The sequence below is a fragment of the Sphingobacterium sp. UBA865 genome, from assembly GCF_002295765.1.
Lineage (GTDB): Bacteria > Bacteroidota > Bacteroidia > Sphingobacteriales > Sphingobacteriaceae > Sphingobacterium > Sphingobacterium multivorum.
In genome coordinates this window covers 15,001-32,102 of record NZ_DBGB01000022.1, presented here as the reverse complement: position 1 = coordinate 32,102, position 17,102 = coordinate 15,001, and the positions used below count along the sequence as shown (strand labels likewise).

The 17,102-nt window shown below is 39.7% G+C and carries 11 protein-coding genes; 5 read left to right on the top strand and 6 right to left on the bottom strand.

Annotated elements, in window-relative coordinates; translation table 11 throughout:
* Positions 1–21 precede the first annotated feature (21 nt).
* The 5 genes from B2O97_RS12025 to B2O97_RS12005 form a co-directional block, all read right to left on the bottom strand.
* Positions 22–2,502 carry a YfhO family protein gene (locus B2O97_RS12025; RefSeq protein WP_070560936.1) on the bottom strand — a complete coding sequence of 827 codons (2,481 nt, stop codon included), beginning with the start codon at positions 2,500–2,502 and terminating at the stop codon, positions 22–24.
* A 400-nt stretch (positions 2,503–2,902) separates the two neighbouring features.
* Positions 2,903–3,223: a YbjQ family protein gene (locus tag B2O97_RS12020; RefSeq protein WP_046673052.1), complete on the bottom strand. Its 321-nt coding sequence runs from the start codon at positions 3,221–3,223 to the stop codon at positions 2,903–2,905.
* A 3-nt stretch (positions 3,224–3,226) separates the two neighbouring features.
* Complete coding sequence (locus B2O97_RS12015) at positions 3,227–3,913, bottom strand: potassium channel family protein (protein ID WP_046673051.1); 687 nt, start codon at positions 3,911–3,913, stop codon at positions 3,227–3,229.
* 109 nt (positions 3,914–4,022) lie between these two features.
* Positions 4,023–5,813, bottom strand: a complete 1,791-nt coding sequence (locus B2O97_RS12010) for a TrkH family potassium uptake protein (protein WP_254667626.1) — start codon at positions 5,811–5,813, stop codon at positions 4,023–4,025.
* Between the two features lie 106 nt (positions 5,814–5,919).
* The gene (locus tag B2O97_RS12005) at positions 5,920–7,815 is read right to left on the bottom strand and encodes a hypothetical protein (protein ID WP_286767449.1); all 1,896 of its coding nucleotides are present in this window, start codon (positions 7,813–7,815) and stop codon (positions 5,920–5,922) included.
* A 95-nt stretch (positions 7,816–7,910) separates the two neighbouring features.
* Between B2O97_RS12005 and B2O97_RS12000 the strand changes: the two genes are divergently transcribed.
* Positions 7,911–8,948 carry a hypothetical protein gene (locus tag B2O97_RS12000; RefSeq protein WP_286767448.1) on the top strand — a complete coding sequence of 346 codons (1,038 nt, stop codon included), beginning with the start codon at positions 7,911–7,913 and terminating at the stop codon, positions 8,946–8,948.
* A complete protein-coding gene (locus tag B2O97_RS11995; protein ID WP_286727450.1) occupies positions 8,908–11,361 on the top strand; it encodes a hypothetical protein in 2,454 nt (817 codons plus the stop codon). The genes B2O97_RS12000 and B2O97_RS11995 overlap by 41 nt, the downstream gene beginning before the upstream one ends.
* A 65-nt stretch (positions 11,362–11,426) precedes the next feature.
* On the opposite strand, the gene rsgA is transcribed toward B2O97_RS11995, so the two are convergent.
* Positions 11,427–12,347 carry a ribosome small subunit-dependent GTPase A gene (rsgA, locus tag B2O97_RS11990; RefSeq protein WP_070560929.1) on the bottom strand — a complete coding sequence of 307 codons (921 nt, stop codon included), beginning with the start codon at positions 12,345–12,347 and terminating at the stop codon, positions 11,427–11,429.
* A 106-nt stretch (positions 12,348–12,453) separates the two neighbouring features.
* Between rsgA and polA the strand changes: the two genes are divergently transcribed.
* The 3 genes from polA to B2O97_RS11975 are packed head-to-tail and all read left to right on the top strand — an operon-like array spanning position 12,454 to position 17,068.
* A complete protein-coding gene (gene polA, locus B2O97_RS11985; RefSeq protein ID WP_070560928.1) occupies positions 12,454–15,255 on the top strand; it encodes a DNA polymerase I in 2,802 nt (933 codons plus the stop codon).
* Between the two features lie 4 nt (positions 15,256–15,259).
* Positions 15,260–16,390 (top strand): toxin-antitoxin system YwqK family antitoxin, encoded by a 1,131-nt coding sequence (locus B2O97_RS11980; RefSeq protein WP_070560926.1) that lies wholly within the window; start codon positions 15,260–15,262, stop codon positions 16,388–16,390.
* Positions 16,391–16,414: 24 nt separating this feature from the next.
* The gene (locus B2O97_RS11975) at positions 16,415–17,068 is read left to right on the top strand and encodes a phosphatidylserine decarboxylase family protein (protein WP_286767447.1); all 654 of its coding nucleotides are present in this window, start codon (positions 16,415–16,417) and stop codon (positions 17,066–17,068) included.
* Positions 17,069–17,102: the final 34 nt, after the last annotated feature.

The window sequence follows — 17,102 nt, the reverse complement described above, 5'->3', positions numbered from 1 at the left end:
CACAATAAAAAGAAACAGCAGCTAAGCCACTGTTTCTTTTTTATTCCCTTTAAAGGAGAAATATATCGCCGCCCCTATTCCCAATACTAGAACAATAGACGAGATTAAAGTCAATACATTACCCAATTTGTGCGACTCTGGATCAAAAACAAATTCTACCTTATGCGTTCCTGCAGGTAACTGCAGTGCTCTTAAGATATAATCCGCACGAATAATAGGCGTTTCCTTTCCATCCACATAAGCTTTCCACCCTTTATCGTAAAATACTTCAGAAAATACCGCAAAGGCATCATTGGCAGATGTATATTCATATTGCATTTTATCGGGATGGTAGGAGGTCAACTTAATCTCTCCTGTCGTTGAAGCATTCGAAGTTTTAGCCTTAATCTCATTTTGATATTGTTGATTCACAAAGGCCTCCTTATGTGGGTCAAACGAACTGATTGCCTGCATTTCTTCGGCATTTCCTTTTACAAAACTTACCCGATCTACAAACCAAGCATTTCCTGCAGCTGTACTTCTTCTTACAATACGTTGTGACTGATTCTGAGGATCTGTCGTAATCAAATAACGTACGTTGAACATATCCAATACATCTTCGTTAAGGGCGCCATTAAATTGATTTTCCAAAATTTCCTGGAAACGCATTAATTTTGCTGCATGGTATCCGCCTAAGGATTTATGGAAGTAGGACGGCCGGGCATCCGAAAACGGATCCGAAGTCAAGTCAAGCACGCGGTAGCTTGGATCTTTATCCATTAAGATCAATTGATCCACTTCACGTTGTTGGAATACTTGCTGTGCTGTAGCCCCCTTCTCCATAAAAGATTTATCATTCAAGAAGCGCTTATCTACACTCCATAAATCAAACAGGAATAAGACGAGCAAAGCCCCTAATAATACACCCTCGCTCAGTTTTTTCTTTAAAAAGACCCAAACGAATCCAAAGGTCAGCAAAACAATGAAAAAAGAACGGTAGGCATCTTTACTCGCGATATCTTTGCGATCCAGAACCAACTGGTTTGCCAACTCTGTCGCAAAGGCCTTATCACCGATTTGACGCTCTAACATTTCTACCAAATTGCTATGCCCCGCATTTCCAAAATTCAAAAAGAGATCCGGCATTATGGCAATCAACAGACAGACTCCACCGACTCCAATAAAAGTATATAAGATTTTTTTATCTAAGTTTGGTATCTCCTTAGCACGTGTTAACAGTTCATTTAATGCCATAATCGCCATCATTGGCACTGTAATAGAAACCACAACAAGAATAGATTCAACAGCCCTAAACTTATTGTACATGGGGAAATAGTCAAAGAACAGATCCGATACAAGGGTAAAGTTTTTTCCAAATGACAAAAGCAATGCTAAAATGGTTGTTGCCAAAATCCACCACTTGAAGCGATCCTTGACAATAACAAGGCCCAACACAAATAGGAAGAAAACTCCTGCCCCAAAATACCATGGTCCCGAAGTAAAACGTTTGTCGCCCCAATAGGTTGGCATGCCTTGCGCCATCTGGCCAGCTTGAATCTCCGACGCCCCTCCTCGTTCCATTAAGAACTTAGCGACATGTGATTTCTCGTCCAATTGTCCTCCAGTTGAACCACCATAGGCATTCGGAATTAAAAAGGTAATGGTTTCACCAATCCCTTGGCTCCACTCATAGGCATATTCTTTATCAAGCCCTTTCTCTTTAGCATTGTTGTTATCAACCTTCGTGATATTGGCATGCCCACGCGTACTTAATTTACTATATTCCCAAGTCGGCAATAAAATAGATGCATTTACCATCAAAGCGATGACCACTGCAATAATCTGCCTTCCTGAAGCTATAAAAAAACCTTTTAATTGCTTTTGTTTAAGTGCATCGATGAACGTGAAAATCACGTATACCATGAGGACAATCAACAGATAATAGGTTGTCTGTAAGTGATTGACGCGAATTTCCAGCGAAAGAAACAACGCCAATAATACAGGCCCCCACAATTTACTTCCCCGGTAACACATAATAACCGCAGCAATAACAGGCGGAATAAATGCGATTGCATTGGCCCTTGTTATATGCCCAGCTTCAATATAAATAAAATTATAGGATGTAAATGCAATGGCTATTGCGCCGACTGCGGCAAGCCAGGGTTTGATCCGTAAGACACTAAAAAGGAAATAAGCCCCCAACAAATAAAATAGCACCGTATCCATTGGGCTCGGAAAGGCGAACTTAACGGCTTTTAAGAAATAGGTACCAATGTTATTCTCATTTTCTTGCCAAATTTGATAAGTCGGCATTCCGCCAAACATCGAGTTAGTCCATAAGGGCGCTTTACCATCCTTTGCCTTAAAATCAAATAATTCCTTCTGCGCCGCCTGCGCCTGTACCACATCCGACTGCGCCAGTGTTTTTCCTTGCCAAACAGGGGTAAAATAAAAAAATACGAGCGCAATAAATATCGCAATAACGATCAAATGTGCTGAATTCGCCTTAAACCAATTTTTCATCCGTATAAATTTGTCATTTTAAGGTGATGAATATATCTAATTTATTCAACTTACCAAATAATCGTTCATTCATAACTTGCTTTTCGTTGTATCTATGAACACATTATATGCGGTTTGATAAATCTCGATGATTTCATTTACCTTCTTAGGTTGTTTAAAAGTCTTAAAAGCCAAACTTAGATAAATTTGTTTTTATATACAATTATAATTATCGCTCAGTGTCCTGTTAACAGCAAGGTGTTAGCTGTATTGACTCGGCAATCGATCGCTCTTCCTTTTAAATACATAAATAGAAGGTGTCTAGAAAAACCGGGCCAAGCCTTTGGGCACTCAATAGCTGAAATGTTGCCTTAGCGAGGGACACATAAAAAAGGGAGCAAAATTTTTTGCCCCCTTGTAATTAAGATCTCATTTTTACCGCCGTTCCCGTTGCGCCCACCATCATCATTCCTCCTGTTCCTACCGTCTGGAAGTCCAGTCGAACCCCAACGACCGCATCAGCGCCCAAGGCGCGTGCACGGTCTTCAAGTTCACGCAGCGCTGCTTCACGGGTTTCCTGGAATGCGCGTTCATAAGAGTTGGATCTTCCGCCAAAAAAATCGCGAAAACCCGCCATCATATCCTTGATTGCATTTGCCCCCAGAACTACTTCGGAAGAGACTATTCCCAAATAGCGTTCAATTTGGTGTCCCTCAATAGTACCTGTTGTTGTCAATAACATATTTTATTCTCCTTTTTGAATTAACTTATTAATATTGGATAGCTCACCAAAAACAACCAAAATATCACCCTCTTCCATGATCGTTTCCGATGCGGCAATTCCTGAAGCTTCTTTTTGTTCTTTAGTCACACCATCCTTTTTCATTTCTGTAATTTTCACGGTGGTTAAGACGATCACCTTGTATAAATTCGTCAGGTTCGCTTCACGCAAGGTCATCCCCACGTAACGCGCCGGAACTTTAGTCTCCACAATAGAGTATTTATCCGAGACTTTAAACGAATCGACGATATCAATATTGTCTAAACGCATTGCCAACCGCTCAGCAGCCTCTTCTTCCGGCATGATATATTCATTGATTTCCATGGCCTCCAACACAGTTTTTTGTAAATCTGAAACAATACGACCAATGATGCGTTTAACTTTCAACTGTTTTAAGAGCGCCACGGTCATGAGCGAAGCTCCCTCATCCTCTCCAATTGCAACAATGACAGCATGAGCATCTTTAAGCGGTAATGACGATACCGCTTCTCGGTCGGTTGTATCTAGGCATACCGTGTGCGTTATCTTGTCCTTTAATTGTTCAACGATACTGAGATTTCGGTCGGCACCAATCACCTCATGCCCGAGTTCAGTAAGATGTACCCCTAAAGAACGTCCAAAATGCCCCAATCCTAAAACAATATACTTCATATCTCAAACTAAAATAAATTTACCTTTAATTCCAAGCTATCTTTCAATTTATATGCTCATATTCCGCTGATAAAGCCATCAAATTTAGCCAAAACGGTCACTTGTCTGCTTAAAACAAGATTTTTTCTTCCGGAAATACAATATTTCTCCGGATTGTATTTTTAATAAAAGCTACCAATAGCGTCAACATCCCAACACGTCCAACAAGCATTGTCAACGCAATAATTAATTTGCCCCCCGTACTGAGCGACGGTGTAATCCCCAAACTTAATCCACATGTTGTATAGGCTGATAGTGATTCAAAGAGGAGTGCTTTCATACTCTTATCGGGATCTGTAAAAATGAGCACAAAAAAACTGAATCCAACCACAAAAAACGATAATAAAATAATCGCAAAAGCCTTGTTAACAGACTCGCCTGCTATTCGCCTTTTAAAAATCTCTATATATTCTTTTCCTTTAGCCAGCGAAACAATATTCAACAGTGAAACAGCAACGGTAGTTACCTTTACTCCCCCACCAGTAGATCCGGGAGAGGCCCCGACCCACATCAGCAGCATAATCAAAAAAACAGTTGGTGGCCCAACAAAACTCAAATCAACACTATTGTAACCTGCCGAACGTGCGGCATTGGCCATAAAGAAGGAAGTCGCCCATTCCCCGTCGATTCCCTTTTCAAGAGAAAGTGTATTCCCTCGCTCCAAGAAATAGAAAAACAAAGTGGCACCTACAATAATAATCGCATTACAGACCAGCACCAATTTAGAATTAAAGCTAAAGCTCCATGCTTTATGCTTATAGTTTTTCTTTGTGATCCATCGGTGATAATAAAGCAATATGGATTCTTTCATATAGGTGTAGAAATTCAATACTATTCCAAACCCCAAACCGCCCAGAATGAAAAGCGAGGACAATGCCAATTGGAACGGATAATTGAATTTATAGGCTTCATGGGTAATTCCTCCAGATAAAATCGAAAATCCAGCGTTACAGAATGACGAAATGGAATGAAAGATCGAAAAGAAAACCATGCTCCCCAAATTTGGAAAATTAGCACTTTCCAAGGTACTAAAGATCAGTATCGCTCCAAGCAATTCAAACAGCAGCGTAATAAAGATCATGGTCAATAAGGTTTTAATGACGGAGGCTACTTTATTTTCACCTAAAATTTCACCAAACATCAATTGATTCTTAAATGAAAATCCACCCGAAAAAAAATAACCAAAAAAACCTGTAAATGTCATAATACCTAATCCTCCAACCTGTATCAAGACAATGACCACAGTTTGTCCGAACATGCTAAAATTTGTTGAAATATCGGCAACCGACAAGCCCGTGATACAAACAGCGCTTGTTGCCATAAATAAGGCGTCCACAAAACTTAACGGAGCTTCTACCGTGGTCCGCGGCAACATCAAGAGTACCGTGCCAAGCAGGATAAGAGCGAGGAAACTGATGACAAATAATATGGTCGGATTAAAATAAAAATTATCAAAGAAAAGTGTGCTCTTCGACAGCTCCGCGATAAAAATTAGATAGATTCCGAGATAAACCCACTGTTCTCTTGAAAAAACAGCGAGTGCTCCAAACCCTGCAAAACGGGCAATAAGAATAAATACAAAGTAAATGAGAATAACCAAGCCCGAGTAATGCTCCACAGCAATTTTTTTGAGTGCGTAAATGGAGGATGACTCGCGGAGAGCAATCATGAAAAAGAGCACAAAGAATAGATAATGAATTGTTTTACCCAGCAATTTCCCTAATGCAGGATCAGTAACATAGCCTACATTAAATAAAACGATTGCAGCGCAAATCATGCTCACATAGAACATGATTTTGTCTACAAGCCCATTTTTATATTTGAAAACAAATCGGATAAAACTTAAAATCGAATCTATCATAATGTCTCAAACTAAGATAAATCTGTCAATAAATGCAAATCTATCTCCGTTGTGTTTTTTGGCACGCCGACTTAACCAAGGCAACCTTTTCACGTGAAACGGGTCTTTAATTTCCCGCCCCTTCTTTCTCGAGTTCCTTTTCAGCCTTTTCACGGTCACGCTTCCTTTTCTCTTCAATCTTTGCCGCCTCTTTGGCCTCATCTTCTTTTTCTTCCTTCAGCAACTCCTCAGGCGTTTTGTGCTTCTTAAATATACTTGAAATCATTTTCTTGGCCTTGCTGATTCCCCCAACGACTTTTTCAACTTTTCCAGCTGTGTTCATCAGTTTAGCTTCCCGTTCTGGACCAAGGCCGACACATTGCTTAATTCCAACCAACAAAGTCTGCCACATCGCTTTAAAAAATGGATGATTGGGGTCCCTGCGCTTATTGATATGCCCTACCGTATATTTCCCGTATAAATCCGGATTGCTCGGATTAAACAACACCTGATTAATCATAAAAGACAGCAGCCCCTTTTTTTCTCGACGACCATCATCACCTGGCTCCGACAGGATATTAACTTTGAGATCATCATAATCCATTTTAAAGGTTCCTTTACTACGGTAATCGTTGGCCCATATGTCAAATGTAATCTGACTGAGATTGCCCGATTTAACCTCAACATTTAACAATGGCCGGATCATTTTATTAACGACTGTTAGATCCATTTTCCCAAGTGTGCCCTTGTAGGTATAGGCCCCAACCTTAGAGGTCATATCAAAAACGAAGTTGGTAGAAAGCTTGCCTGCATTCATAAAATTGCTGCTCAAATTTGCACGCATGAGCTTCTGCTTAAGCAATTTTGTCGAATCATTTGTCACATTCAATATCGTACCATACGTGTGATCAAAAGTAATGGTACCGATTTGACTATACTCATCACTCATTTCAGCATACGTAATTCCTATATTATCTAAAATCAATGAATCAATTCCCAAGCGTGTCGACATCTGCATTAATTTCATGTGCGGAGCATTTCCAATCTGACTGGTGGGTGGGCTTTTATAATGTTTATCACTATAAATCGAAAGAGAACCATTTTTTAAGCGTGCATTTTGTGCATATATTTTCTTATCACGAGAAATCTCGGCAAAATTGAATCCCGTCAAAAGCAGGGTATCCATTTTCAGCACCATATAGCTTCCACCTTCACCTTTCTTTCGGTAATATGCAGCCTTATTCAGCGTCGGCTGATAAGCAACTTTAGTCAAGAGGACATTGCGATTTTTACTATTGATTTTCAACTGATCAAAGTTTATCTTATAAAACCCGTCTGGAGTTTTATAGGTAAAACCAGGCACCTCAATATCAATCATTTTCGTATGATAAAAGCGCTGCTTGTCTCGCTCAGAAGTCGAATCGATTAAAACGTCATCTATACGAACCTTGACCTTCTTGACTTCGAAATCTTGATACACCCCTTTTTGGACCTGCGTATATTTAAAATCGATATCATTCAAATTGACAGCCCGAACCTGAATTTTTTTCAGATTATCCTTTATCTTCTCATACAATGGTTTTTTAGGTCCCCTACTCACCGTATCGTTATAACGGTGTACCTCATTGATGACATGAATCGTTGGTGTTTCGACGGTGATATCATTCAAAAAAAGTTCCTTATCCATTAATACCCTTCGGATACCAAAGCTTTTTATTTTCAGCCTATTGATGGAAATTTCAAAGCGGTTATCTGGCGCTTTTTTGACCAACTCCAACTTTTTATATACGGAACTGTCTGAGACGAGCTGCAGATTGTCTATTGTTATATTGCCTAATAATAGGTTGACGTGGATATCGTCGTATGTAATAGTATACAAATTGTCCGTTGCTTGAGACACCAGCTGCTTGATTTTAGTATCTAAAAGGGGCTTCCACTTACTGCTAAAATACCAAATACCACCAGCCAACGCCAGTAGGATAAACGCTACAATACCAAGAATCCATTTGAAAATAGGCTTCATAAAGTCACAATCTCTTTGTAATTTCGTCTTTATTTTATTGAATAACAAACAAAATTAAGCCCATTTTGTTTGAATTACGACTAAATAAAGTGAATATGCTGCGTAAAACACAACTATTTTTATTTCTTGTACCACTATCTCTACTTTTTTTAGGTTCCTGCACCAAAACAAAACATGAAACGGGCTTCTATTTTTGGAAGACCGTATTTCTGTTAGATACCGCAGAAAGCCGCTCCTTAAAAGAAATTGACGCGAAATCTATCTATGTCCGCATCATGGATATTGATCTCGATCCATCCGGTGTACAAGCCGTCCCTATTAGCCCCATTACGTTTACGCAACCTGTCCCCAAAGAACAGCAATTGATTCCTGTAGTATTCGTCAACCAACGTGTTTTTGCAGAGATGGATAGCCTGCAGATCAGGGGAGTGGCAAATAAGATTGTTCCGTTTGTGACGGCTAAAATACAACAAGCTGGGAAAGAAAAATTTACCGAACTCCAACTGGACTGCGATTGGACAAAGACATCCCGTGATAAATTTTTCTATCTGCTCAGCTATTTGCAGCAATTACCGGCATTAAAAGATGTTATCGTGAGCTCTACGCTGCGGCTCCACCAAGTCAAAAATACGGTCACCAGCGGAATTCCGCCTGTGAAAAAAGCGATGTTGATGTGTTACAACATGGGAAATCTCAGACAATTTGGCAATCAGAACTCCATTTTAAATCAACAGGACCTCAAGACCTATCTAAGCGGAACATTACGCAACTATCCCATGGAAATGGATATTGCATTACCGCTATTTCAGTGGTTTGTCGTTTTCAGAAATAATAATTATATCGGTATTTCAAAACATATCAACGAAGAGGATATTAAAGACTCGGGGTTATTTACCCATAACCCCAATACGAACCTCTATATTTTAACAAAGGATCTCCCAAAAGCAAACCTTAAAAAGGGAGATGTTATACGTTTTGAATCCATCAATCAGGATGAACTCCTACAAACGGCAAAATTTTTGAAGGGAGAGCTGAAAGGAAAAGAACACCGGATTATTTTTTATCATTTAGATCAAGCTACACTAGCAAACCATGGCAATGCCGAATTACAAAAAATTATTGCTGCTTTCTAGCACTACATTAGCTTTCTTCTTTGGAGAGATTGCAACCAATATCGCCTGTGGTCCTGAAGTGGATCCTTACGACAATCAAACGACCTATTATCTCCCCAATCTGGAGGACAATGGATTTTCTGCCTTTCAATTCATCCCCTACCAATTTCTTTATACGGAGGAAGCACCAGTCAAAGAAAGTTTAATCAATTCCGAAACTTGGGTGAAGCACCTCGGCTCCCAGGTCAAGGTTAAGGATGTCGAGCAATTGATGTACAACAGCAACGCTGCAACCGCTAATTTAGCGAGCAATCAACAAAAGTCGACTTGGATCAACCTGCCAGATTCCATTAAAGGAAATACGTTCTTAAGCACATTGATTGACGGAAAACATGAAGCTGAACGCGCTTATTTTATGTTCACCAAAAAGCAGGAACCCATCACGAATATTCAACATAACTATTGGGATCCGGATACCCGAAATTTCAAAGAAATCACACAATTAGCTGAACTCGCCGAACAGCAGATCCCCAAGTACCCCAAAAATAGCTTTCTCTATATCCGCTATGCTTATCAATCTGCCCGTTTATATCTATTTGGGCAGGAATACGCCAAGAGCATGACGATTTATGAAAAGTACCTGCAATCTGCTAAGGGAGACGAAGCTATCCTCAATTGGGCACTATCCAACTATGCGGGGGCTGTCCGCAAAAATGGTGATCCTGCAAGGGCAGCTTATCTCTTTTCCAAATTATTCACCGCCAGTCCGGAAAGGCGTATCCTCGCATATGCTAATTTCCATTATATTACAGCCAGCGATGCCGAGATATTTCAATATGCAAAAAATGATGCCGATAAATTCAACATCAATGCGATCATTGGCTTTGGAACAAGTGACTATGCCCTGAAATATCTGAGCGACTGCTATCAGCTCGATCCTGCTAACACCGTCAATGCGGTACTATTAGGACGCGAAGTCAATAAGATAGAAACAGAAATGAACGAGTCTTTTTACCTCAGTAGCGATAATTATAATTACTACAGTAAAAATGACGATAAAGGAAAGGTTAAGCTACATCTGGATTCGCTCCGCAATTTTGCGCTAAAACTTTATCGCGACAAAAAATATGTTCAACCCCAATTGGGCCTTATTACTGCTGCCTACCTAAGTTGGATGAATAAGGAAAATACTTTAGCAAAAGAATACCTTGCTGGAATAAAAGAGACTGACCTCAGTCCAAAATTGATTGATCAGCTTCAAATTACCCGATTGCTCACACAATTGACGGACTGGCAAAGCAGTAAGCAGCTGGATGAAGTTCAATTGACCAAAACCTTATCGTGGTTAGAAGAAAAAGCAAAACTAGATGGTAAAGAAGATATCCGCAAACAAAACTGGGGTTATAGTGCTTTTGAATACAGCAACTATAGTTTAATCTGCCGGAACATTTTACAAAATCTTGTTGTAAAACACTATATGAACACACAAGACACCGCTATGGCTAGTTTAGCTGCTGTAAAGGCAGATGCTTTTTACAACTATGGCTTTGTGAAAGACTCATTGGAAGATAATATGCAGTGGACAACAATGCACTTTTGGGAAAATAGCCTTACACCTAAAACGCTGTTAAAAATAAGGAATTTATTGTCGGACAATTCCCAACAGAACACCCTGTCTAAATTCTTATTGAAAGATATCAAACATTTTAATAGGGATTATCTCACCGAATTACTGGGTACAACTTATTTGCGCGAACTGGATTTCCAAAAAGCAGCAAAAACATTAGCAGCACTTCCTAAAGACCATAAAATAAAGGAAATTAAAAACTGGTATAGCACGGATGAAGATGACATCAAACCCAACCCCTTTATTGTGACGATAAATGACTATCCAAAAAAATACGGAAAGGAAAATACAACCAAACTAAAATATGCTGAACGGATGGCGCGGTTGGAAAATGCGATAAAAACGGAAAAAGACAATCAGAAAAAAGCGGAATATTACTTTCAAATGGCTACAGGTATCTATCAGACAAGTACCTACGGCAATGCATGGTCCATCGTATCCTACGATTGGTCATCGACAGATAACCATGCTCCCTCGACACTCCATTGGCAACGAAACTACCTACAGACTAAATCGGCTAAGGAATGGTATAGCAAAGCGCGCGCGCTCAGTTCCAATAAAGAATTCAAGGCTAAATGCACTTTTATGCTGGCCAAATGCGAACAAAAGGATTTTGTTTATACCAATGAATCGCGTTGGCAGTATTATGATTCACCTTTGAAAAATCCTTTTTATCGCTTTTCAATGCAAAATAGGTACTTCAAAGAATTGAGCACACAATATAAAGATACCCCATTCTTTACCATCGCGTCAAAAGAGTGTACCTATCTTCGCGACTTTTTAAACTTGACACAAGCGATACAATAAGGGCTGCCGCCTAACTTGCTTTATAAAAATATAGCGCCTTNNAAGGCGCTATATTTTTATAAAGATTAAGATCTACTATCTTCATTATGATATATACTGAGGTAGCTATCATAGCGGGAACTCTCAATATCGCCTTCTTCCACAGCTTCCATAATGACACAACCGGGTTCATTGATATGCCTGCAATTATGAAATCGACATTGATTCATCAACGCGCGCATCTCTGGAAAAAAATGGGATAGCTCCTGTTTTTCTATATCGACAATTCCCAACTCACGAATACCAGGCGTATCAATTAACTTCCCTCCAAAAGGAAGATCAAACATTTCAGCAAAAGTAGTTGTATGCTTTCCTTTGTCAGACCAATCGGAGATTTCACCAGTTTTCAACCCGTATTCAGGAACGATTGCATTGATCAACGTTGATTTGCCAACCCCAGAATGACCTGATACCAAGGTTATTTTATCTTTAAGCAGTTGCTTGACAACGTCGATATTGGTACCGGTTAACGCAGAAACCTCGAAACAGGGGTAGCCAATATGTTCATAAATAGCTTTATAGTCTGCCAATATCTCCAACCCCTCATCACTAAAAAGATCCAATTTATTGAAAATAATTACGGCAGGAATTCCGTAAGCCTCCGTTGTTACTAGAAAGCGATCGATAAAACCTAAAGATGTTGGCGGCGAGGCAAGTGTCACCACTAAAAAAGCTTGATCCAGGTTTGCTCCGATAATTTGAGTTTGCTTAGACAGATTGACGGATTTTCGAATGATATAATTTCGACGAGGTTCCAGTTCGTGAATGACCGCACTTTCCTGATCAGGTTCCACATCAAAATGTACCCAATCACCCACAGCAACAGGATTAGTCGTTTTTATTCCTTTAGTACGAAACTTTCCTTTAATACGACAATCGTATCTTTTATCATCTTCGCCCAAAACTTGATACCAACTCCCTGTCGATTTAGTTACCAGTCCTCTCATAAATCCTGTTGCATTAAATGTGTCATAGTACAAAAATCGGAAAAATTTATTAAACTTACCCTTTGATGAATTTCTTACCTTTGTAAGGAGACTAAAATTCAATTTTGTGAAAAAACTATTTCTTCTAGATGGAATGGCTCTTATATATAGAGCTTATTTTGCATTGAGCAAAACTCCCCGAATTACCTCAACAGGGTTAAATACGGGAGCAATCATGGGATTTACCAATACCCTATTGGATGTATTGAAAAATCAGCAACCTTCCCACATAGCAGTAGTGTTCGACACGGCGGCACCTACCGCACGACATATTGAATTTGAAGCTTATAAAGCACATCGCGAATCTATGCCAGAAGACCTTGCGGCCTCTATCCCCTATATCAATCGCTTAATTGAGGGCTTCAATATTCCGATCATCACCATGGATGGATACGAGGCCGACGATATTATCGGTACGCTGGCAAAAAAGGCTGAAAAGCAAGATTTTCAGGTCTATTGCATGACACCGGATAAAGATTTCGGGCAACTCGTGTCTGAAAATATCTTTATCTATAAACCTGCACGCATGGGTAATGGAGCAGAAGTACAAGGTGTCAAAGAGATTCTTGAAAAATGGGAAATTTCTGACGTTTGCCAGGTCATCGATATCCTTGGTCTTTGGGGCGATGCCGTGGACAATATCCCTGGTATACCTGGAATTGGAGAAAAAACAGCGAAAAAACTTGTTCAGGAATACGGATCTGTCGAAGGCATTATCGCTAACGCGGATCAGCTTAAAGGAAAAATGCGCGAGAATGTGGAGAATTTTGCAGAACAAGGGCTTATCTCCAAAAAATTAGCCACTATTTTATTGGATGTACCCATTGAACTTGATGAAAAATCCCTAGAACTGGAAGATCCAAACAAAGAAATCCTTGAACCACTATTTGCAGAATTGGAATTCCGAACACTTGGAAAACGAGTTTTCGGCGATGAATTCTCCGTACTTGACAAGAGCATTCCTACAAATGGGCAAATGGATTTATTTTCGACAACAACGACGACAATTACCACGACCGAAATTGTCACTGAAATCAGTGTCGAAAATGTCGCAATAAATAATATACATAATACAGCACATGAGTATGTTTTGGCCGACACAGCGGAAAAACAAGTAGCGCTAGCCGAACAGCTTGCGTCTTTAGATAGTTTTTGTTTCGACACAGAAACAACAGGATTGGATGCAAACCTTGCCGATATTGTGGGCTTATCATTTTCTTTTGAAAACGCTAAAGCGTATTATGTCCCAACACCTGCCGATCGTGAGGGTGCTCAAGCTATAGTCGATATTTTCAAGCCAGTTCTAGAAAACCCAAACATCGAGAAAATAGGACAAAACATCAAATACGATATTTTGTTATTAGCACGCTATGGTGTAAAGGTACAAGGTTCCCTTTTTGACACCATGCTTGCACATTATCTAATTGATCCAGATACCCGCCACGGGATGGATGTACTTGCAGAAAATTACCTGAATTACAGCCCGGTATCAATCACCGAACTTATCGGTGAAAAGGGAAAGAAGCAAGGGAATATGCGCGACGTTGAAGTCGAAAAAATAAAAGAATATGCTGCTGAAGATGCAGACATTACCCTGCAGCTAAAAAATGTGTTTCACCCGCTTCTTGTCGAGACCAACACCATGCAGCTCGCTCAGGATGTCGAATTCCCATTAGTCTATATACTCGCTGAAATTGAACGAAACGGTGTAAAAATAGATGTTCCGGCACTTGAAGAGTTTTCAAAAACACTGGAGCAGGACATTAAAAATCTCGAGGAATCCATCTTTGAGAAAGCGGGCGTAAATTTCAATATCGCCTCCCCTAAGCAATTGGGAGAAGTCTTATTCGATAAACTGCAACTGGATCCTAAAGCTAAAAAAACAAAAACGGGACAATATAAAACAGGTGAAGATGTGTTATTGGCATTGGCCCATAAATCAGATATCGTCCAAGATATCTTGAACTTTAGGCAGATGCAAAAACTCAAATCTACCTATGTTGATGCGCTACCTGAATTGATAAACCCAGAAACAGGGCTCATTCATACGTCATACAATCAAGCGGTTGCCGCAACAGGCCGTCTGAGCTCAACTAATCCGAACTTGCAAAATATCCCGATCCGTACCGAACGGGGGAGAGAAGTCAGAAAAGCCTTTATCCCAAGATCTGAAAACAACGTGATCCTCTCAGCCGATTATTCACAGATTGAACTCCGCCTGATTGCCGAACTCAGTAAAGATCAGAATATGATGGAAGCATTTAGTCAAGGTCACGATATCCACCGGGCAACAGCCGCGAAAGTCTATAATGTGGATTTTGATGCCGTTACTTCTGAACAACGTCGCAATGCGAAAGCAGTTAACTTCGGCATTATCTATGGCCAGTCGGCGTTTGGCCTTTCCCAAAACCTTGGCATATCTCGTAAAGAAGCATCCGATATCATCAATGAATATTTTAACCAATATACAGGTATAAAAAAATACATGAGTGATGCCGTCGAGTCTGCAAAAGAGAAGGGTTACGTTGAAACAATTTTAAAACGAAGACGTTATTTGAGAGATATCAATTCTGCAAACATCACCGTTCGCGGATTCGCTGAAAGAAACGCAATTAATGCTCCGATCCAAGGATCGGCGGCAGATTTGATCAAACTTGCCATGATCGCCATTCAGAAGGAAATTGAGCAGCGAGGTTTAACAGGCAAAATGATCATGCAGGTGCACGATGAATTGGTTTTTGACGTACCTAAAGACGAGATCGAGGTATTCAAAAAAATTATTTTGGACAAGATGTCCAATGCTATAAAAACAAGTGTTCCTTTGATCGTAGAAATTGGAGAAGGCAAAAATTGGCTAGAAGCACACTAAAGTTATGATAAAAAAATTCATCCATATCTTATTATTATTGTCTGTGTGCAGCTTTACAAACCTGTATGCACAGGATGAAAAACCTGTATTCTATGAAAAATTAGACCAGGGATTGATTCGTTTTTATTTTGACAAATATTATTATTTGGTTTCAAAAGAGTGCGAGTTTAAAACGATTGAACGTGTGAGCAAATTTGATTTTGCAAAGCAAGTCTTTGACGGAGAGTTTCGCGATTTTGCGCCAAATGGAGCGAGAATACTCATTGGCTCCTATAAAGATGGCAAAAAAGAAGGCGTATTTCAAGCCTTCCATCCAAATGGAGTGCTGAAATGGGAAGTAAATTTCCAGAATAACCATCCGATCGGTGATTGGAAATATTACTATCCGGACGGAAAACCACTATTGACCATAACTTATAGTGAACAAGGCTACTTTATAAAAGATTACTGGGACAACAGGGGCAAACAGGAAGTAATAAATGGCGAAGGCAATTATGAATTTTCTATTCCGTTTGAAGGATTTACTGAATTTGGGTTTGATTTCTATCTACGCAAAGGAAAGGTAAAAAGCGGCAGGCCACAGGGAAACTGGAATACATATTTCTACAATGTGGGTCAGCAACCCGTTTATGCTATGACACAACGCTTTGCAAATGGTGTACTCACAATGACATATGACGACAATGGCGACCTAAATAATGAGGATTTCATGTCGCTAAGCATCCTCCCTTATGACTATTTTATACGAGCGGAACTATTTAACGGTAAGTCTTGCAGCTTTGATGATTATTCCAATTTTTATGCTTTCTTAACTAAACGTTTTAATGACAATCTCAATAAAACCGGACTAGATATCACCAAGCAGGTTAATTTTTCTTACCTCGTGGAAGTAAAGAAAACCGGAATGGCTAATCTAAAAAGTCTCAAGTTAACATCAGATTCCGGAAACGAATCTTTCGATGGCATTTTGAGCCGTATTGCGAGAAGTATTGACTTCTATTTCCCTACGTATAAAGACAACCAGCCTCAAGACGACCTCATCAGAGTGTCTGGTGGGATCACACAGGGTAACGATGGAAAAATCTATACCCATTCAATTAAAATCGAAAGACAAATAGACAATTCGAGTAAATAATTATCTTTGCAGAAATAAATAGATATGAAATTTCATAAAGAAGGATACACCACATTAGCGATCGCTGTACTTTTTATCTTCATTATCAATGCCGTTGCGGATTATTATGACGCTCCGCAATATGCCAAATGGTTTATTTATGCGCTATCAGCATTCCTATTCATTACAGTTGTCCAGTTTTTCAGAAGTCCCAAAAAAGTGGTCAACCCGCAGGATGACGTGATTCTTTGTCCAGCGGATGGAAAAGTTGTTGTTATCGAAGAAACTGAGGAAAATGAGTATTTCCATGATAAGCGTATACAGGTATCTATATTTATGTCTCCTGTCAATGTGCATGTCAACAGAAACCCAATCAGTGGTTTAGTCACGTTCTTTAAATACCATCCCGGTAAGTTTCTGGTGGCTTGGCACCCCAAATCATCTACAGATAACGAAAGAACAACAGTCGTTGTCAAAGATAAGGTTGGTCGGGAGGTTCTTTTCCGCCAGATTGCAGGAGCCTTAGCGCGTCGCATTGTATGGTATGTAAAAGAAAAAGACGAAGTCGTGCAAGGCAATGAGTTTGGTTTTATCAAATTCGGTTCCCGCGTAGATCTATTTCTTCCTTTAGGCACAGAAATCAATGTTAACATTGGTGACAAGGTTACTGGAGCAAAAACGATTATCGGAAAATTTTAACAATTTATTAATATCATTATAAGTAACTTAGGCT

What these genes read in the sequence shown, in the direction of transcription:
- B2O97_RS12025 (WP_070560936.1), bottom strand. Translation starts at nt 2,502, where the DNA reads ATGAAAAATTGGTTTAAGGCGAATTCAGCACATTTGATCGTTATTGCG.
- B2O97_RS12020 (WP_046673052.1), bottom strand. Translation starts at nt 3,223, where the DNA reads ATGTTATTGACAACAACAGGTACTATTGAGGGACACCAAATTGAACGC.
- B2O97_RS12015 (WP_046673051.1), bottom strand. Translation starts at nt 3,913, where the DNA reads ATGAAGTATATTGTTTTAGGATTGGGGCATTTTGGACGTTCTTTAGGG.
- B2O97_RS12010 (WP_254667626.1), bottom strand. Translation starts at nt 5,813, where the DNA reads ATGATAGATTCGATTTTAAGTTTTATCCGATTTGTTTTCAAATATAAA.
- B2O97_RS12005 (WP_286767449.1), bottom strand. Translation starts at nt 7,815, where the DNA reads ATGAAGCCTATTTTCAAATGGATTCTTGGTATTGTAGCGTTTATCCTA.
- B2O97_RS12000 (WP_286767448.1), top strand. Translation starts at nt 7,911, where the DNA reads ATGCTGCGTAAAACACAACTATTTTTATTTCTTGTACCACTATCTCTA.
- B2O97_RS11995 (WP_286727450.1), top strand. Translation starts at nt 8,908, where the DNA reads ATGGCAATGCCGAATTACAAAAAATTATTGCTGCTTTCTAGCACTACA.
- rsgA (WP_070560929.1), bottom strand. Translation starts at nt 12,347, where the DNA reads ATGAGAGGACTGGTAACTAAATCGACAGGGAGTTGGTATCAAGTTTTG.
- B2O97_RS11980 (WP_070560926.1), top strand. Translation starts at nt 15,260, where the DNA reads ATGATAAAAAAATTCATCCATATCTTATTATTATTGTCTGTGTGCAGC.
- B2O97_RS11975 (WP_286767447.1), top strand. Translation starts at nt 16,415, where the DNA reads ATGAAATTTCATAAAGAAGGATACACCACATTAGCGATCGCTGTACTT.